Annotated in this window: 15 protein-coding genes, 1 tRNA gene and 1 other annotated feature; of the genes, 9 read left to right on the forward strand and 7 right to left on the reverse strand. The window is 59.1% G+C overall.

The genetic code is table 11. The features are described from left to right. Positions 1-111 precede the first annotated feature (111 nt). The 4 genes from tal to BN1124_RS04085 all read right to left on the reverse strand — a co-directional run bounded on the left by tal (position 112) and on the right by BN1124_RS04085 (position 5014). Positions 112-1065: a transaldolase gene (gene tal / locus BN1124_RS04070; RefSeq protein ID WP_042639448.1), complete on the reverse strand. Its 954-nt coding sequence runs from the start codon at positions 1063-1065 to the stop codon at positions 112-114. A 62-nt stretch (positions 1066-1127) separates the two neighbouring features. Continuing rightward, positions 1128-2627, reverse strand: coding sequence for an L-arabinose isomerase (gene araA / locus BN1124_RS04075; RefSeq protein ID WP_042639450.1), 1500 nt, complete (start codon positions 2625-2627; stop codon positions 1128-1130). 15 nt (positions 2628-2642) lie between these two features. Further along, entirely contained in the window at positions 2643-3341 is a 699-nt protein-coding gene (locus BN1124_RS04080) for an L-ribulose-5-phosphate 4-epimerase (RefSeq protein WP_042639452.1), read from the reverse strand. Then, on the reverse strand, positions 3338-5014 hold the full coding sequence (locus BN1124_RS04085) for a ribulokinase (RefSeq protein WP_042639454.1): 1677 nt from the start codon (positions 5012-5014) through the stop codon (positions 3338-3340). Before BN1124_RS04085 ends, BN1124_RS04080 begins: the two co-directional genes overlap by 4 nt. 385 nt (positions 5015-5399) lie before the next feature. Here BN1124_RS04085 and BN1124_RS04090 point away from each other — a divergent pair, with 385 nt between their 5' ends. The 6 genes from BN1124_RS04090 (at position 5400) to BN1124_RS04115 (ending at position 12793) form a co-directional block, all read left to right on the forward strand. Beyond that, on the forward strand, positions 5400-6383 hold the full coding sequence (locus BN1124_RS04090) for an arabinose ABC transporter substrate-binding protein (RefSeq protein ID WP_042639456.1): 984 nt from the start codon (positions 5400-5402) through the stop codon (positions 6381-6383). 72 nt (positions 6384-6455) lie between these two features. Then, entirely contained in the window at positions 6456-7955 is a 1500-nt protein-coding gene (araG, locus tag BN1124_RS04095) for an L-arabinose ABC transporter ATP-binding protein AraG (protein WP_042639458.1), read from the forward strand. A 50-nt stretch (positions 7956-8005) separates the two neighbouring features. Then, complete coding sequence (gene araH / locus BN1124_RS04100) at positions 8006-9007, forward strand: L-arabinose ABC transporter permease AraH (RefSeq protein ID WP_042639460.1); 1002 nt, start codon at positions 8006-8008, stop codon at positions 9005-9007. A gap of 132 nt (positions 9008-9139) precedes the next feature. Next, entirely contained in the window at positions 9140-10051 is a 912-nt protein-coding gene (araC, locus tag BN1124_RS04105; protein WP_042639461.1) for an arabinose operon transcriptional regulator AraC, read from the forward strand. Between the two features lie 386 nt (positions 10052-10437). Next, positions 10438-11826: a glycoside-pentoside-hexuronide (GPH):cation symporter gene (locus BN1124_RS04110; RefSeq protein ID WP_042639463.1), complete on the forward strand. Its 1389-nt coding sequence runs from the start codon at positions 10438-10440 to the stop codon at positions 11824-11826. Further along, a complete protein-coding gene (locus tag BN1124_RS04115) occupies positions 11798-12793 on the forward strand; it encodes a glycoside hydrolase family 43 protein (RefSeq protein ID WP_231553595.1) in 996 nt (331 codons plus the stop codon). Before BN1124_RS04110 ends, BN1124_RS04115 begins: the two co-directional genes overlap by 29 nt. A 141-nt stretch (positions 12794-12934) precedes the next feature. Here BN1124_RS04115 and BN1124_RS04120 read toward each other — a convergent pair. Both BN1124_RS04120 and BN1124_RS04125 read right to left on the reverse strand, forming a co-directional pair. Beyond that, positions 12935-13011: transfer RNA gene (locus BN1124_RS04120), tRNA-Arg, on the reverse strand. A gap of 50 nt (positions 13012-13061) precedes the next feature. Beyond that, positions 13062-14216, reverse strand: a complete 1155-nt coding sequence (locus tag BN1124_RS04125; protein ID WP_042639465.1) for a flagellar assembly protein FlgT — start codon at positions 14214-14216, stop codon at positions 13062-13064. Between the two features lie 274 nt (positions 14217-14490). Between BN1124_RS04125 and BN1124_RS04130 the strand changes: the two genes are divergently transcribed. After that, entirely contained in the window at positions 14491-15111 is a 621-nt protein-coding gene (locus BN1124_RS04130; RefSeq protein ID WP_042639467.1) for a FlgO family outer membrane protein, read from the forward strand. A gap of 13 nt (positions 15112-15124) precedes the next feature. After that, a complete protein-coding gene (locus BN1124_RS04135; protein WP_042639468.1) occupies positions 15125-15550 on the forward strand; it encodes an LPP20 family lipoprotein in 426 nt (141 codons plus the stop codon). A gap of 282 nt (positions 15551-15832) precedes the next feature. Here BN1124_RS04135 and pheA read toward each other — a convergent pair whose 3' ends face one another. Beyond that, entirely contained in the window at positions 15833-17005 is a 1173-nt protein-coding gene (gene pheA, locus BN1124_RS04140) for a prephenate dehydratase (protein ID WP_042639470.1), read from the reverse strand. Positions 17006-17043: 38 nt separating this feature from the next. After that, positions 17044-17166, reverse strand: a sequence feature (Phe leader region). A 149-nt stretch (positions 17167-17315) separates the two neighbouring features. On the opposite strand from pheA, the gene BN1124_RS04145 reads away from it, so the two are divergent. Beyond that, positions 17316-17915, forward strand: a complete 600-nt coding sequence (locus BN1124_RS04145) for an HAD family hydrolase (protein ID WP_042639472.1) — start codon at positions 17316-17318, stop codon at positions 17913-17915. The last annotated feature ends 117 nt before the right edge of the window (positions 17916-18032 follow it).

Here is an 18032-nt window from a genome sequence, read left to right on the forward strand (position 1 = left end):
CATCTGTATCTCCTGCGATTATTTCATGTGAAGTGGCAATGACGGGGGCTCGAAACAGGGCGGTCCACCCGTGCTGAATGGCCGCCACTGGATGCTCAATGTCTCACGGGATCAGGCCAGCCTGGCCGCCAGCAACTGCTCCAACTTCTGTTGATCGATGGCAAAGGCCCGGATCCCTTCGGCCAGTTTTTCCGTCGCCATCGCATCTTCGTTGTGCTGCCAGCGGAAGGCCGCCTCACACAAGGGCGCGGGCCGCTCGCGGCGTTCACCGCCATCGTTCAGCTGGCGGCTAACCGCGCCTTGTTGGTTGGCAAGTTCATCGAGCAGCGCCGGGCTGATGGTGAGCCGATCGCAACCTGCCAAGGCAAGCACTTCTCCCACGTTGCGGAAGCTGGCACCCATGACCACCGTCTCGTAGCCGTGCTGTTTGTAATAGTGGTAAATGTCGCGCACCGAGATAACGCCTGGGTCTGTTTTGGCATCATAGTCCTGGCCGGTTTTGGCCTTGTGCCAGTCGAGGATGCGGCCGACAAAGGGCGAGATGAGGTAGACACCGGCCTCGGCGCAGGCCCGCGCCTGGGCGAAGCTGAACAACAGGGTCAGATTGCAGTTGATCCCTTCTTTTTCCAGCTGTTCGGCGGCGCGGATCCCTTCCCAGGTGGCAGCCATCTTGATGAGCACTCGCTCCTTGCCGATGCCTTGTGCCCCGTAGAGCGAAATCAGCTTGCGCGCCTTGGCCACGGTCGCGTCTGTATCAAAGGAGAGGCGGGCATCCACCTCGGTGGAGATCCGCCCCGGAATATGGCTCAGCACCTCGCAGCCAATCGCGACTATCAGTCGGTCGGCGGTCTCCATCACCCGATCCGTTAACGGGCTGCTGTGCTGTCTGGCCTGTTCTATGGCGTTTGCCAGCAAAGGGGCGTAGTCCGGATGGGACACCGCCTTGAGGATCAGGGAAGGATTGGTGGTGGCATCTTGTGGCTGGAATACCTTGATGGCCGCGAGTTCGCCCGTATCGGCAACCACTGTGGTGAGGGCGCCAAGCTGCGCCAACAAACTGGTCATAACGTTGTCCTTGGGAAAATGAGGGCAATAAAAAGCCCCCGGGAGCGGGGGCTTGCAAGGGGTTATTGGCAGATCTTGTAGTAGACCTCGTTCCAGCGGATCTCTTGCTTGAACGCCGGGATCTGGGTGGTTTCATCGATCACCAGGAATTCGATGCCCATGATGTCGGCGAAGGTGCGCAACTGCTCGATGTCCACCGATTGGCTAAAGACCGAGTGGTGGGCGGCGCCAGCCAGGATCCAGGCCTCTGCGCTGGTTTGCAGATTTGGCATGGGGTTCCACAGCGCGCTCGCCACCGGCAGATTTGGCATGGATTCCGGCAGATCCACCACTTCGAGCTGGTTGACCACCAGGCGGAAGCGATTGCCCATGTCGATCAAGCTGGCATTGATGGCTTTGCCGGCGGGTGCCGAGAACAGCAGGCGCGCCGGATCGGCCTTCTTGCCGATCCCCAGATGCTTGGCATCGAGCACCGGCTTGGCGGCGGCGATGGAGGGGCAGACTTCCAGCATGTGGGCGCCCAGCACCAGGTTGTTACCGGCCTCGAGATGGTAGGTGTAGTCCTCCATGAAGGAGGTACCGCCTGGCAGGCCATGGCCCATGATCTTGAGGGTGCGCAGCAGGGCCGCGGTCTTCCAATCCCCCTCCCCACCAAAGCCGAAACCTTGTTGCATCAAGCGTTGGCAGGCCAGCCCCGGCAACTGATGCATGCCGTAGAGATCTTCGAAGGTGGTGGTGAAGGCACCGAAGTTGCCGTCGGTGAGGAATTTTTTCATCCCCAGTTCCTGACGAGCCGCCTCATACAGGGATTCACGCTGTGGGCCGCCCGCTTGGACCGCCTCGGTCAGGGTGTAGCTCTGCTCATACTCGGCCAGCAGCGCCTCGATATCGGCGGCGGGGACGGCGTCGATGACTTTGACCAGATCGCCGACCGGGTGATAGTTCACCTGATAGCCAAACCGGATCTGAGCCTCCACTTTATCCCCTTCGGTGACAGCGACGTTGCGCATGTTGTCACCGAAACGGGCGACTTTCATCTTGCGGCTGTCGTGAATGGCAGCGGCGATACGCATCCAGTTGCCGATCTTGGTGTGGGCCTCCTCATCCTGCCAGTGACCGACCACTATGGTGCGCGGCAGGCGCAGGCGAGCGCCCATGAAACCGAATTCGCGGCCGCCGTGGGCGGTCTGGTTGAGGTTCATGAAGTCCATGTCGATCTCGCCCCAGGGCAGATCGCGGTTGAACTGGGTGTGGAATTGCAGCAGGGGCTTCTGCAACTGGCTGAGGGCCGGGATCCACATCTTGGCGGGGGAGAAGGTGTGCATCCACACCATCAGCCCTGCGCATTGCTCGCTGTGATTGGCATCGCGGGCGACGCTACTTATCTCATCGAGGGTGGTGCTGGTGGGCTTGAGCACGATCTTGAGGGGGAGACCCGCGTGCTCGTTGAGTTGCTTGGTGATGGTGTCGGCGTGATCGGCGACCTGCTTCAGGGTGTTGGCGCCATACAGGTGCTGGCTGCCAACCAGGAACCACACTTCCAGTTGCTTCATAAATTCCATGTTCTTATCCTCTGCTTAGGCTTTTGTCTGGCCGTAGTAGGCGTGTTTGCCATGTTTGCGCTGGTAGTGTTTTTCCAGCATGTAGTCGGGCAGGTTGTTTGCCTGCGGATTGATTTGATGGGTGAGCCAGGCCATGCGCGCCACCTCTTCCAGTACTACGGCGTTGTGCACCGCCTCATGGGCATCCTTGCCCCAGCTGAAGGGGCCATGGTTTGCCACCAGTACGCCCGGCATGGTGAGGATGGGGATCTGCTGCAAGGTCTCGACGATGAGGTGGCCGGTGAGCCCCTCATAATCTTCACCGACCTCACTCGGGGTCAGCAGGCGGGAACAGGGCACGGCACCGTTGAAATAGTCGGCCTGGGTGGTGCCAAAAACGGGAATGGCACGACCCGCCTGGGCCCAGGCGGTGGCGTGGGTGGAGTGGGTATGCACCACACCGCCGAGTTCGGGGTAGGTACGATAGAGCACCAGATGGGTTGCGGTGTCGGAGGAGGGGCGCAACGCACCCTCGACCTGTCTGCCCGCCAGATCCAGCACCACCAGATCCTCCAATAGCATCTTGTCGTAGCTGACCCCGCTCGGCTTGATGACCACCAGACCCTGCTCGCGATCGATACCGCTCACATTGCCCCAGGTGAAGGTCACCAAGCCGTGTCTCGGCAGGTCGAGATTGGCGGTGAGCACCTGCTCTTTGAGTCTTTTGAGGTTCATGCCAGGGCTCCTTCGTTGTAGAGGGGCTCGGCGGCATCGCTCCAGTGGAGGTAGCGCTGATACAGCAGTTCGTACTCGGCCACCCTCTCGGCCTGCGGCTGATGGGTGCGTTCAATGCCGCTGGCCATATCCACCTGCGCATCGGCCACATTGGCGTAGATCCCGGCGGCGACGGCGGCAAAGATGGCGGCGCCGAGGGCGCAGCACTGATCCGATGCCACCACCTGGATGGGGCGATTCATCACGTCGGCACAGGTCTGCATGACGGTGGCGGATTTGCGGGCGATGCCGCCGAGGGCGATCACCTGCTCAACCGGCACCTGCTGGCTGGTCATGCACTCCATGATGCTGCGAGCACCAAAGGCGGTGGATGCCACCAGGGCGCCAAACAGATCGGCGGTGTTGGAGCCGAGGTTAAGACCCGTGATGGTGCCTTGCAGGCGTTGGTTGGCGTACGGGGTACGGCGGCCATTGAACCAGTCGAGCACCACCGGCAGATGTTGCAAGTCGAGTTGCTGGTCCCAGGTCGCGGCGAGGCTTGGCAGCAGCTGCTGTTTCTGGGTTTCGACGGCGGTGTGCAGCTCGGGATATTGCTCTGCCAGCCGATCCAGTGGCCAGCTCAGCAGGCGTTGGTACCAGGCATAGATATCGCCAAAGGCGGATTGTCCCGCCTCCAACCCGACCATGCCGGGCACCACGCTGCCATCGACCTGGCCACAGATCCCTTTGATCGCCCGCTCACCAATGGTCTCTTCATCGGCGATCAGAATGTCGCAGGTGGAGGTGCCGATGACTTTCACCAGCGCATTCTTGCTGGCTCCTGCGCCCACCGCCCCCATGTGGCAATCGAAGGCGCCGCCGGCAATGACGACATCACAGCTCAGATTGAACCGCTCGGCCCACGCCGGCGTCAGCCTGCCCACCGGCACATCGGCGGTCCAGGTATCGGTAAACAGCGGGAAATCCAGCGTCTGGGTCAGCAGCGGATCCAGGGCATCGAGAAACTCGGCAGGGGGCAGGCCACCCCAGCTCGGGTGCCACAGGGACTTGTGACCCGCAGAGCAGCGACCGCGCTTGATGTTGGCCGGCGACTCGGTGCCACTCAGGATGGCGGGGACCCAGTCACAGAGTTCCACCCAGTTACAGGCGGCTTCACGTACTGCGGCATCCGCGCGGGAGACGTGCAAGATCTTGGCCCAGAACCACTCGGAGGAGTAAATGCCCCCGATATAGCGGCTGTAATCGGCAAACTGGCCACCGTGGCAGAGGGCGGTGATGGCCTCGGCCTCCTCGATGGCGGTGTGATCTTTCCACAGCACGAACATGGCATTGGGGTTGTCGGCAAATTCGGGGCGCAGTGCCAGTACTCGGCCTTCGTCATCGATGGGGGCGGGCGTCGAGCCCGTGCTGTCGACCCCGATGCCACGGACGGCGGCACGCTGCGCGGCGGACAGCTGGCCGACCACATTGACCACGGCTTGTTCCATCGACTCCATGTAGTCGCGGGGGTGGTGGCGGAACTGGTTCTGGATCGGCTGGCAATATTGTCCGGCCTGCCAGCGCGGGTAGTAGACAACGTGAGTGGCGAGTTCGGCGCCGTCGTGACAACGAACGGCGAGTGCCCTGACCGAGTCGCTACCGAAGTCGAGTCCGATGACGATGTGCTCAAGCATGCTGTGCTCCTGACCATTAATGAATGGGGTGACTGGGGAGCAACCATAGGAGATGAGGCGAGAGGGGAGTTATCAATAGGCTGCTAAAAATATGGATATTTAAGCTGTTAATGTAAGGGTGTGACCGCGTACTTAAATCCGATATATGACGATTTAGCTAAAGATATAGACTAAATAGCTACGATCCCATGGCGTGATCCTGCTCTCAAACTCCCACCGGAAAAACTACTAAAACTAAGCTCGCTCATAGGCACTGAATAACGAAATAAGAATAACATTATGTTTTGAAATGTTTTTATGCTCGCTGTGAATTGAGTGAAGCAAATAAATCAATAAGCAGCTCCTCTTAGATACATGGATTGATTGAACGATTGGAGACAATGGCATGAACAAAATAGTTAAAAGCATGATTGCTGTCGGATTGGCACTTGGCATAGCAAATACTGCTTTTTCTGCCGAACAATTGAAGCTGGGTTATTTGGTCAAGCAGCCGGAGGAGCCCTGGTTCCAGACCGAGTGGAACTTCGCCGACAAGGCGGGTAAAGACCTCGGCTTCGACGTCATCAAGATAGCCGTGCCGGATGGCGAGAAGACGCTGAATGCGATCGACAGCCTGGCGGCAAACGGTGCCAAAGGATTCGTTATCTGCACCCCGGATCCCAAGCTCGGGGCGGCCATCATGGCCAAGGCCAAGAGCATGGATCTGAAAGTCATCACGGTGGACGACCAGTTCGTCAATGCCAAGGGCCAGCCGATGTCGGATGTGCCGCTGGTGATGATGGCCGCCACCAAGATCGGTGAGCGCCAGGGCCAGGAGCTCTACAAAGAGATGCAGAATCGCCAGTGGGATCTGAAGGAATCGGCCGTGCTCGCCATCACCGCCGATGAGCTGGATACCGCCCGCCGCCGCGTCGAAGGCTCCCTGAGTGCCTTGAAGGCCGCAGGTTTCCCCGATGCCCAGATCTATCGCGCCCCGACCAAGGCCAACGACATTCCAGGTGCCCTGGATGCGGCGAACTCCATGCTGGTACAGCATCCAGAGGTGAAGAACTGGCTCATCGTCGGCATGAATGACAACACCGTACTGGGCGGCGTGCGTGCCACCGAAGGGCAGGGCTTCAAGGCCGAGAGCGTCATCGGCATCGGCATCAACGGGGTGGATGCGGTGAATGAGCTGTCCAAGTCGAAGGCGACTGGCTTCTTCGGTTCCCTGCTGCCAAGCCCCGACGTGCATGGCTACAAGAGCATCCAGATGCTGCACGACTGGGTGACCAATGACGTCGAACCCGCCAAGTTCACCGAAGTGACCGATGTGGTGCTGATCACCCGCAACAACTTCAAGGAAGAGCTACAGAAGAAAGGCCTGTAATAGTCGTCATTCGTACTGGCACCGATACCGGCATGGCGCAGAGCCGCCATGCCGGTTGCTTGGAGTGAACACATGAATCAGTCAGTTCCTTATTTGGAGTTTTGCGGCATCAGCAAGGAGTTTCCTGGTGTCAAGGCGCTGCAAAACGTCTCCTTTTCCTGCCATCAGGGCACGGTCCATGCGCTGATGGGAGAGAATGGAGCCGGAAAATCCACCCTGCTCAAGATCCTGAGTGGCTTTCAGGCGCCGACCACCGGGGTCGTCAAGTTGGCTGGGCAGGATCAGGTCTTCCAGAGCACGGTCGATGCCCTGGAGAGCGGGATCGCCATCATCTATCAGGAGCTGCATCTGGTGCCTGAGATGACGGTGGCGGAAAACATCTATCTCGGTCAGCTGCCGACCCGACGCGGGGTCATAGACCGGGAAAAACTCTATCAGGATGCGGCTAAACAGCTGACCCGGCTGGGGATGGATGTGGCACCAGAAACGCCACTCAAATACCTGTCGCTCGGTCAGTGGCAGATGGTGGAAATCGCCAAGGCGCTGACCCGCGATGCCAGCATCATCGCCTTCGATGAGCCGACCAGCAGCCTCTCCGCCCGCGAGATCGAGCAGTTGTTCCGGGTCATTCGCCAGCTGCGCGACGAAGGCAAGGTGATCCTCTATGTCTCCCACCGCATGGACGAAATTTTCGAGCTGTGCGACGCCATCACTGTGTTCAAGGATGGCCAGTTCGTGCGCACCTTCGCCTCCATGGCCGAGGTCAACCGGGATCTGCTGGTCAAGACCATGGTGGGGCGCGAGCTGACCGATATCTATGGCTATAGCCCGCGCCCGCTCGGCGAGGTGGGCTTGCAAGTCAGTGAGCTGATGGGCCCCGGGTTGAAGGCACCCGTCTCATTCGAGGTCAAACGCGGGGAGATCCTCGGCATCTTCGGACTGGTCGGTGCCGGCCGCAGTGAGCTGATGAAGCTCATCTTCGGCGCCGACAAGATGGTGTCTGGCGAGATCTCCATCTTCGGCAATCCGGTGACGATCCGTAGTCCCATCGACGCCATCCGCAGCGGGATCATGCTCTGCACCGAAGATCGCAAGGCGCTCGGCATCATTCCCATCCACTCGGTACAGGAAAATATCAACATCAGCGCCCGTCGCCACAAGGCGTGGGGAGGCTTCTGGATCAACCAGAAGTGGGAGGATGAGAACGCCAGGCTGCGGATCCGCGACATGCGGGTCAAGACCCCGTCACCCCAGCAGGCCATCATGAACCTCTCCGGCGGTAACCAGCAGAAGGCCATTCTGGGGCGCTGGCTCTCGGAAGACATGAAGGTGATCCTGCTCGATGAACCGACCCGGGGCATCGACGTCGGGGCCAAGAACGAGATCTACAACGTGATTTACGATCTGGCCAAGGTCGGCATTGCCGTGGTGGTGGTGTCGAGCGAGCTGCCGGAAGTGCTGGGCGTGGCGGACCGCATCATGGTCATGCGGGAAGGGCTGATCGCGGGGGAGCTATCCCACGATGAGGCCGACGAAATAAAGGCACTGAATCTGGCGATGCCAGCGCGGTAATCCCTTATCACCCCATTCGACAGCGACCCAGAATAACAAGGAGCAATACCATGACTACCACCACCTCAACCGGACAGCAATCGAGCCTGTCCACGGCAAACAGCCCGCGACTGCAATTGGCCCGTATCTGGGATCAATACGGCATGCTCGTGGTCTTCGCCATCCTGTTTCTGCTGGCCTGTGCCCTGGTGCCCAACTTTGCCAGCCTGATCAACATGCGCGGGCTGGGCCTTGCCGTCTCCATGTCCGGCATGGTGGCGTGCGGCATGCTGTTCTGCCTGGCCTCCGGCGAGTTTGACATGTCGGTCGGCTCGGTAGTTGCCTGTTCCGGCGTGGCCTGCGCCGTGGCGATCAACGCGACCGAGAGCATCACGGTCGGCATCTTTGCCGGCATGGCGGTCGGGGTGCTGTTTGGCCTCATCAACGGGATAGTGGTGGCCAAATTCAAGATCAACGCCCTGATCACTACGCTGGCGACCATGCAGATGGCGCGCGGGGTGGGTTATATCATCTCGGACGGCAAGGCGGTCGGCATCGTCGAAGAGGGCTTCTTCGATCTGGGCAACTCCGCCCTGCTGGGCATTCCGACCCCGGTCTGGTTGACCGCACTCTGTTTCATCCTGTTCGGTCTGTTGCTCAACAAGACCACCTTTGGTCGCAATACCCTGGCGATGGGGGGTAATGAAGAAGCGGCGCGGCTGGCCGGGGTCAACGTGGTGCGCACCAAGATCATCATCTTCGCCATGACGGGCCTTATCGCCTCGATCGCCGGCATCATACTCGCCTCCCGCATGACCTCGGGGCAACCCATGACCTCCATCGGCTTCGAGCTGGTGGTCATCTCGGCCTGCGTGCTGGGCGGGGTGTCCATGAAGGGGGGGATCGGCAAGATCTCTTATGTCATCGCGGGGGTATTGATCCTGGGGCTGATGGAGAACGCCATGAACCTGCTCAACATCTCGCCGTTTGCCCAGTACGTGGTTCGGGGCTTGATCCTGTTGGCCGCCGTGCTGTTCGACCGCTACAAACAGGTGCGCAAGGCCCGTATCTGACCCTCATACCAGGCCAGCCTCCCGCTGGCCTGGTTGTTTGCACTGTGTTTCATGTCAATGATTGTGATCCAGCTCAATTATCCCGCATCGGGCTGGCCGCCAGATGGCGTATTCGGAGGATGAATCTCTACAATGGCTGACGCTGATTTTTTTACTGAAACGCTTTTCTCTGCCATGTCCTCGATACAGAAAGACAAGCCAAAACAACTCAACCCCTTGTTGCCGGGATACGCATTCAATGTGTTCCTCGTATCCGACATGACGCCCATCGAGAAGGGCAGCGCGCTCGACTTCATCATCGATCGCCCTGGCGGCATGAAGGGTTTCATCGTCAATCTGACCATCAAGGGAAAGGGGCAGATCTTCCAGGGCGATCAGGCTTTTACGGTCGAGCCAGGCGATCTCTTGCTGTTCCCGCCCGCGGCGGTGCACTGTTACGGCCGGGCGCAGGATGCGCAGGAGTGGCATCATCGCTGGGTCTATTTCAGACCGAGGGCCTATTGGGCCGACTGGCTCAAGTGGCCGCAGGTGGTCGAGAAGGTGGGGCGATTGAACCTGGCCGATGCGCAGTTGCTCCAGGAGTTTGACGATCTCTTCATCGATATCGCGGAGACCCACAAGCAGATCCGCCCCATGTCTGAACAGCTGGCTATGAACCTGCTGGAGCGCCTGCTGATCCGCTGCCATGAAGTGACCTCCCTGACGGAATATTCTCCTATCGATCACCGTGTTCATGAGGCCTGCCAGATCCTGAGCGAGTCGCTCTCGGCAGAAATCTCCATTGAAGCGCTGGCTGAGAGAGTGTTTCTCTCCCCTTCACGCCTTGCCCATCTATTCCGGGATCAGGTGGGGGTGAGCATAGTGCGCTGGCGCGAGGATCAACGGATCATGCGTGCCAAGCTGCTGCTGCAAACCACCCCCCTGGCGGTGGCGGTCATCGGCCAGCAAGTGGGTTATGACGATCAGCTCTACTTCTCGCGAGTCTTCAAGAAGCGGGTCGGGGTTAGCCCGACCGAATATCGGAAATGTGCCGCTCCGCTCTGATGGTTTCATTGCCCCATGAGATCCAATTCTGAGTGCCCGGATGACCCCGGTTATAAAATAGCGATATTGTCACCCTGCCTGGGAATATGGCGGGGTGACGATATTATTTCAGGATGACCGGAATATCGGCTGGTGAGTCAGGGACAGTTCAGGTAAGCGGGTGGTTTATATCCATTTGGCATTGCAATTAAATTAATGCATGCCCAGACAGATTTAAATGATACCCAGCCAACTATTCTCTTTATTATTTTCCCCGGATCCAGCGAACATCACACTTTACTGCCCATGACAACATCATCCATATTCGCAGCACATTCTTGGCAGGTAAGATTTTCATCGAAGATGAATAATGCTGTCCACGCACTTATTGCTCGGGAGAGCTGACGATGGAAAGCAATCGACTATCGGTGAGAGAAAAAATCGGTTATGGAATGGGCGATGCAGGATGCAATATTCTGTTTGGCACCATAATGCTCTTTGTGAATTATTTTTATACCGACGTATTTGGTCTAGCGCCGGCCCTAGTGGGGGTGCTGTTACTCTCGGTGAGAATCATCGATGCAATAACAGACCCTATTATGGGGGCCATCGCCGATCGAACACAGAGCCGATGGGGTCGTTTTCGCCCATGGCTATTATGGATGGCCCTGCCCTTTGCCATCTGCAGCATTCTGATGTTCACGACTCCCGACTGGAGTTATGAAAGCAAGGTTATCTATGCCTTTGCGACCTATTTCCTGTGCTCCCTTGCCTACACAGCCGTCGGTGTGCCTTATTGCTCATTGGGCAGCGTGATTACCAACGATCCGAAAGAGCGTGTCTCCTGCCAATCCTACCGCTTCGTCATGGTAGGTATAGCAACCTTGATCCTATCGCTGACGCTGTTACCCATGGTCGAGTGGTTTGGGGATGGCGACAAGGCGAAGGGCTATCAAATGGCCATGGCGGTGCTCGCTGTCCTCGCCATGTGCATGTATTTATTCTGCTTCGCGACCGTCCGCGAGCGTATTCGTCCGGCGGTGCCAACGAACAGTGATCTCAAATCTGATTTGAAAGACATCTGGAAAAATGATCAGTGGGTACGGATTTTATTGCTGACGCTGTGCAATGTCTGCCCTGGTTTTATTCGCATGGCCGCCACCATGTATTACGTCCTCTGGGTCATGCAACAGAGTACCAGCTTTGCCACTATGTTCATCAGCCTGGGCGTGGTCGGCATGATGGGTGGCAGCATGCTTGCCAAGACCCTGACCGACCGGTTCTGCAAGTTGAAGGTGTTCTTCTGGACGAATATCGCGCTGGCCCTCTTCTCCTGCGGCTTCTATTTCCTCGACCCCCATGCCACCGTGCTGATCGTGGTGATGTATTTCTTGCTCAATATCCTGCACCAGATCCCTTCCCCGCTGCACTGGTCACTGATGGCCGATGTGGATGACTATGGTGAATGGAAAACCGGTAAACGTATTACGGGTATCAGCTTCTCCGGTAACCTGTTCTTCCTGAAACTGGGCCTGGCGATAGCGGGTGCCATGGTTGGCTTCTTGCTCTCCTGGTACGGCTATGACGCGAGTGCACAGCACCAAAATCCGGATGCGGTCCATGGCATCGTCATGTTGTTCACCATCATTCCGGGCATTGGATACCTGATCACCGCCGGGGTCGTGCGGCTGCTTAAAGTCGACACGAAATTGATGAAGCAGATTCAAGAAGATTTGAAGAAACGCCGTACCAATTATCAAGAACTCAATGGTCAATCCGTTGAAGCTGGAATATAAGGAACATCAAATGATGCAACAATCGTGGCCAAACCCCTTCATCGAGCAGCGTGCAGATCCATTTATTCTATACCATGAAGGGCGCTATTACTTTATTGCATCGGTGCCGGAATACGACAGGCTCGAAATTCGCTGTGCCGCCACTCTCGAGGGGTTGGCCAATGCTGCCGCTGTTGTGGTGTGGCGCAAGCCAGATATAGGCCCCATGAGCAACCTTATTTGGGCGCCAGAACTGCACCATATTGATGGAAAATGGTATATCTATTTCGCGGCTGCCCACACCCAGGCGCTTGATGGCCTCAATATGTTCCAGCATCGCATGTTTGTGCTGGAATGTGCGGACAGGGATCCCATGACGGGTCAATGGCTGGAAAAAGGGAAAATAAAGACGCAATTCGATACCTTCAGCCTGGATGCCACCATTTTCCATCATCAGGGGAAGCTATGGTATCTCTGGGCTCAAAAAGCCCCCGATATTCCTGGCAACTCGAATATCTATCTCGCAGAAATGGAATCGCCATGGTCAATAAAAGGTGAGCCGGTATTGCTCAGCAAACCCGAATTACCCTGGGAATGCCGAGGATTCCTGGTGAACGAAGGGCCCGCCGTGGTGGTGCACGGGGAGAGACTCTTTGTGAGTTATTCGGCCAGCGCCACGGATGAGAATTATTGCCTTGGGCTCTTGTGGATCGATATGGCGGCAGATCCGGGCAAGGCCGAAAATTGGCATAAATCCCCGCACCCCGTCTTTACCACTAGCCATGAAAACAAGCAGTTTGGGCCGGGTCACAACAGCTTTACCAAGACGAAAGAAGGTGACGATGTGCTGGTTTATCACGCACGAAATTACACAGAGATTGAGGGCGATCCGCTTTACGATCCCAACCGTCATACCCGTCTGAAAACGATCACTTGGGATGACAAGGGGATGCCTGAATTCGGCATACCGCCAGCTGACCATGACTAGAGGAGGACACCCCCGGTTGTTGCGCAGCTGGGGGGCTTTCAGCCTGTGATGGCTTGGACAGGTTGGCCGACCAAGGGAGCTTGCCAGAGCCAAAAACGACCAAGGGGTTGGCATCTGATGATGCCAACCCCTTGTCTTGTATGGTGTTCCCGACTGGAGTCGAACCAGTGGCCTGTCCCTTAGGAGGGGACCGCTCTATCCAACTGAGCTACGGGAACCTTGTGGCGGGCATTATACAAGAAGCCACCGCCTTTTAAACCCTTGATTCCTATTCCAATACGGCCAAATCACCGACTTGGACGTTAAATGGCGAATATTTGTTCTGACTGCTGATGACGGCGCCATCCTCGAACACCTGCACCACCTCGAACAGGCCATCGGCCGGGTTGCGCATGACCCGGGACTTGCCATAGGGATCGACGAAGTCGGCGCTGTGCTGAATGCGGAACTGATCCCCGAGTTTGACCCCGTTGCGCCTTCCTAAGTTGATGTGAGGGCCGCGCTCGTGCTGGCCGACGATGCGGGCGGTGACCTGGGCACAGCCCAGCTCGGCGATGATGTCCTGGGCTGCTTCCTGCAACTGGTAGTTCACCTCCTGACCGTAACTCGACTGCCAGAACTGGCCGCTGCTGCTGCCGACCTGCTCCCGCTTGGAGAAGGTCCAGTTGGCGCGGCCCTGATACTCCTTGCGGCCGAGCAGGCTGCCGTTGATGCCGTCGAACAGGTAGAGCTGCATGCGGAAATTGCGGATGGGATCCCGGTACCAGCTGGTCAGCTGGTTGCCCTGGGGCTCGAGGGAGAGATCGTCGATGCTGCCGAGCACCAGATACTGGCTGTCGGTGCGCAGGCTCAGGGCCTTGATCTCCTCGAGCACGCTGCGGTCCCCCTGTTGCAGGTGGAGCGGATCGATGCGCAGGTTCTCGTCCAGCCACTGGCGGGTGAGCACCCCTTGCGGCGCCCTGGCCAGGGTTTCGAACAGGCGGCGGGAGAGATCCGCCGGCATGTCGTCGAGGGCGCCGGTGCTCGCCTGATCCGGGTAACGCATCCGCAGGCGAACCAGCGTCAAATCCTTGGCGTACTGCTGGGTCTGGCAGATCTGGCGCTGGGCCAGGATGTCGGCCTGCACCGTGATGTACATGCGGCCGTTGCGTACCTCCTCCCGCTTGAGCCGATACTGGCGGATGTCGCCCCCCGAGCGGATCTGGATCTGCTCGGAGCGCAGGCTGCCATTCTCCAGACGCTGGATGCTGGAGACGGCCGCGCCGCTCGCCAGCAGGGCTTGGCGCAGCGCATCCCGGGTCGCCTGCTCGCGAGCATAGGCTTCATCGCCGTCCAGAATGGCGGCGCTGCCCTGGGCCTCGATGAGCTCGGCCCGGGCCGACAGGCTGGCCAGCAGCAGGGTTAACAGCAGCACTACTTTCATAACGGATACCTTGAATAAGCAGACACCGGCGGCCGGCTGTCGAGAAGACGGCCAGGGCCGGGACTGAGCATGAACACTTGCCGGTTTACACCTTTGCTGCAAATAAAAGCAAGATCCATGCCTCATCCCCCATGCCGCTCCCGCCTGGCCCGGGATCCACGCAAGCTCACCGGGATCTTGGGGGAGGGATAACGAGATCCAGGGCGATTCCCGCCTCAAGTGTTGGCCGTTTCGACCGATAACAGAGTCAGGTGTAGATACAGGAAAGGTATCCATGAACAGATTTATCACGGCGCTGGCTTTCGCGCTGGCGTTGGCCGGCTGCGGGGCCGCCGATCCCATCAACCGGGATCAAGGGGATCCTCGTCAGGCGGCGAAGGGGATGGAGCTCAACTGGCTGGTGGCGCGCATGACCGATCAGCTGATGGAGCGCAAGTCCCTCACTACCCTGAGTGAGCCCATAGCGGTGGCCTCCTTCGTCGATCTCGATACCCTCAAGGACACCAACTGGATGGGCCTGCAGATCGAGGAGAGCTTCATCTATGAGCTCAACCGGCGCGGGGAAGTGGTGGTGGACTTCAAGACCACGGGCAGCATTCAGGTGACGCCCCAGGGCGACTTCGTGATGAGCCGCAACTACCGGGATCTCTCCGCCCGTCTGCCCATCTCCCGCATCCTGACCGGCACCTTCAGCCGCAATTCTCAGGGGATCCTGGTCAACGCCCGCATCATAGACTTGCGCACCAAGATGGTGGAGACCACGGCCCAGAGCCTGATCCCGCAACAATACCTGTCCGGCGCCAGCAACTCCTTTGGCCGGGCATCCGTCAACCGGGGTTACCTGATGCGGGGCGGCCAGAGCCCGTCCGGACATCTGGTCAACCTGACCCCATGACAGGGAGCAATAGATGAAAATTCTACTGGGTTGCCTGATGGCAATGCTGTTGACTGCTTGCAGCGGGAATCGGGTCGTGAACTACGACGGAGGGGGCAAACCGGATGATTTCCCGGTGCTCAAGGCGGTCGGCTACGCGGTGATCGACATCCAGCCGGGACCGTCCCAGTCGGAGAAGATGCTGCAGGCCATTCGCGCCTCCAAGATGGATGCCTACCGGGAACTGGCGGAGCAGCTCAACGGCCAGCAGGTGAGCGGTCGCAGCAGCTACAAGGACTTGACCCAGACCGCCAACACCCTGGATGTGTCCGTGGCCGGCATGGTGCGCGGCGCCCGGGTGGTGGCGACCTATCCCCGTGGCAACACCTATGCCACCGAGCTCGAGCTCGATACCCGCAACCTCTATCACCTCAACCAGCTGATGGCGGGCCAGTTCTAGGGGCCGTCGGCGACAGTGTGAACAAGGCGAGCCAGGGGCTCGCCTTTTTGTTGCCCGGGATCCGGATCTGCCGGGCGTAGCAGGGGGGTTGATCCCTCGCCAGTCTGGAAAAAGGGCCTACGGGCGGCCCAGAGCGTATCAATAAAGTGAATGCTCGGTGCCTATCGTTCAATTTGATTAAACGTGCAGTCGAGGGGGGATGGCTGTGGAGGAGGGGACGGGCGGGCTCAGGCAGAGAAAAAAGAGGCGAGCAGGTTGCTCGCCTCTTGCGGTCGGGACGGCTTATTTGCCCATCAGCACCGGCGGCACCGTGGTCGGCTTGACGTCTTCGCTCGGGTAGCAGCCCAGCACCTTGACGTAGCGGGTGATCTTGGTCAGTTCCAGCAGAGCGGCCTGCATCTGCGGGGTCTGCAGGTTGGCGGACACATCCAGGTAGAACATCTCCTCCCAGGGGTTGCCCTGCACCGGCCGGGATTCCAGCTTGGTCATGTTGATGTCGTGGCTGCGCAGCACCAGCAGGGCCTCCACCAGGGAGCCGGGGCGCTGGGAGGTAGACATGATGAGGGTGGTCTTGGCCGGAATCTGCGGCGCCACGTCGATGGGCTTGCGGGCCACCACGATGAAGCGGCTGTAGTTCTCTTTCTGGTTCGCGAGCTGCTCGGCCAGCACGTCCAGCCCATAGAGCTCGCCGCCCGCCGCGCTGCCGATGGCGGCCGCCTCCGGGCTGCCCAGCTCCTTGACCTTCATCATGGCGCTGGAGGAGGAGTCGCAGATCTCGTGACGTGCCCCTTCCAGCTTGCTCAGGTAATGGGAGCACTGCTGGAACACCTGAGGATGGGCGTAGAAGGTCTTGATGCGGGCCAGATCGGTCGGCACAGCCGTCAGAATGCAGTGCTCTATGGGGTAGGTCAGCTCACCGACGATGGAGAGGGTGGTGTGCTGCATCACGTCGTACACCTCGTTGATGGAGCCCGAGCTGGTGTTCTCGATGGGCAGCACCCCGAAGGCGGCGCGGCCCGATTCCACGGTATCCAGCACCTCGCGGAAGTTCTGGCAGTTCACCTCGATCACCTGATCCTTGTAGCGGGCCAGATACTTGCGGGCCGCGAGACTGGAATAGGAACCGCGCGGACCCAGGTAGGCGACGCTGGTCATGGGCTCCTGCTGCTCGGGGTTGAGCAGGCTCTGCAGATAGGCTTGCTGGGAGAGCACTGAGTCTTCGATGATGGTGTGGTAGATGCGGGTGATGTACTGGGCATCCAGGGCGAGGGGGCGCCCTTTCTGGATCAGGGCGACCAGCAGGTCCTGCTCGCGCTGGGTATCGCGGATGGGGCGTGGGTTGGCCTGCTTGGCACGGGCGACCTCGATGCTGAGGGTCTTGCGCTTGGCCAGCAGGGCGAGCAGCTCCTCATCCAACTGGGTTATGTCCTGTCTGATCTCGTCGAGCGTAGCCATTGTGGTTCCCTATCCAAGTATTCTGTGGTGGTGAATGCAAAAAAAAGCCTCCGCTAGGGGAGGCTCGATTCGTCTTTGTTTTCTATTCATGCGACGACAGGGCCTTCCCTCATGTGGGCCGGATAAACGAGAAAACGAAGAAGAATGGTGCGTGCATGGGGTTGTCCTTAAGGTAACGCCATAAGCATTAAGGGATTTGGGCGTTCGATGCAAGTAAAACTTGCCCGAGGTCGGCGAACGGGGCAGGGTATGCAGCTGGGCGCGATGGATGTTCCCAGGGTATCAAGACAGTTGAGCAGGAGGCGAGGCGATGGCGATTATCTTCGATCTGGGACGGGTGGTGGTGAGCTGGGATCCGGTGGCCATAGTGGGCTCAGTGATGGGCCCGGCGGATGCCGAGGCCTTGGCCGAGCGGCTGTTCAATCACCCGGATTGGCTGGAGGTGGACAGGGGCACGCTCTCCCTGCACGCCATGGCGCGCCAGGCCGAGTTACGTACCGGACTCTCTGCGGCGCAGAACCTCGCCATCTTGCAGGCGGTGCCCGCCTCGCTGCTGCCGGATCCCGCCATGGTGCGCCTCATCGAGCAGTTGCACGGCGCCGGTCACGTCCTCTATGCGCTCTCCAACATGGGCCACGCCAGCATCGACTGGCTGGAGCAACACCAGTCGTTCTGGCGTTTCTTCAGCGGCAAGGTGGTGTCGGCGCGGGTGCGGATGATGAAGCCGGAGCCGGACATCTACCGCTACCTGCTGGTGTCGTTCGATCTCAAGGCGAAGGAGTGCCTGTTTATCGACGACAGCCCGGCCAACGTGGCGGCCGCAGAGGCGCTGGGGATAGGGGGCATGGTATTCACCGATGCGGTGCAGTGCCGCCGGCAACTCATCGAGCAGGGATGGCTGCATGATTGACCCCGGGCTGGCCCCGGGCCCTCAGTCGACCAATACGGATCTCGTTCGACCCCCTTTGAGTCGGGACCGGATTTTATCCCTGTTCTGTAAGCACCTATTCAGCCTGTTGAGCACAAA

Source organism: Aeromonas eucrenophila, assembly GCF_000819865.1.
GTDB lineage: Bacteria > Pseudomonadota > Gammaproteobacteria > Enterobacterales > Aeromonadaceae > Aeromonas > Aeromonas eucrenophila.

Excerpts from the sequence above, each read along its gene's own strand:
- tal (WP_042639448.1), bottom strand. The coding sequence starts at position 1,065 with ATGACCAGTTTGTTGGCGCAGCTTGGCGCCCTCACCACAGTGGTTGCC.
- araA (WP_042639450.1), bottom strand. The coding sequence starts at position 2,627 with ATGGAATTTATGAAGCAACTGGAAGTGTGGTTCCTGGTTGGCAGCCAG.
- BN1124_RS04080 (WP_042639452.1), bottom strand. The coding sequence starts at position 3,341 with ATGAACCTCAAAAGACTCAAAGAGCAGGTGCTCACCGCCAATCTCGAC.
- BN1124_RS04085 (WP_042639454.1), bottom strand. The coding sequence starts at position 5,014 with ATGCTTGAGCACATCGTCATCGGACTCGACTTCGGTAGCGACTCGGTC.
- BN1124_RS04090 (WP_042639456.1), top strand. The coding sequence starts at position 5,400 with ATGAACAAAATAGTTAAAAGCATGATTGCTGTCGGATTGGCACTTGGC.
- araG (WP_042639458.1), top strand. The coding sequence starts at position 6,456 with ATGAATCAGTCAGTTCCTTATTTGGAGTTTTGCGGCATCAGCAAGGAG.
- araH (WP_042639460.1), top strand. The coding sequence starts at position 8,006 with ATGACTACCACCACCTCAACCGGACAGCAATCGAGCCTGTCCACGGCA.
- araC (WP_042639461.1), top strand. The coding sequence starts at position 9,140 with ATGGCTGACGCTGATTTTTTTACTGAAACGCTTTTCTCTGCCATGTCC.
- BN1124_RS04110 (WP_042639463.1), top strand. The coding sequence starts at position 10,438 with ATGGAAAGCAATCGACTATCGGTGAGAGAAAAAATCGGTTATGGAATG.
- BN1124_RS04115 (WP_231553595.1), top strand. The coding sequence starts at position 11,798 with ATGGTCAATCCGTTGAAGCTGGAATATAAGGAACATCAAATGATGCAA.
- BN1124_RS04125 (WP_042639465.1), bottom strand. The coding sequence starts at position 14,216 with ATGAAAGTAGTGCTGCTGTTAACCCTGCTGCTGGCCAGCCTGTCGGCC.
- BN1124_RS04130 (WP_042639467.1), top strand. The coding sequence starts at position 14,491 with ATGAACAGATTTATCACGGCGCTGGCTTTCGCGCTGGCGTTGGCCGGC.
- BN1124_RS04135 (WP_042639468.1), top strand. The coding sequence starts at position 15,125 with ATGAAAATTCTACTGGGTTGCCTGATGGCAATGCTGTTGACTGCTTGC.
- pheA (WP_042639470.1), bottom strand. The coding sequence starts at position 17,005 with ATGGCTACGCTCGACGAGATCAGACAGGACATAACCCAGTTGGATGAG.
- BN1124_RS04145 (WP_042639472.1), top strand. The coding sequence starts at position 17,316 with ATGGCGATTATCTTCGATCTGGGACGGGTGGTGGTGAGCTGGGATCCG.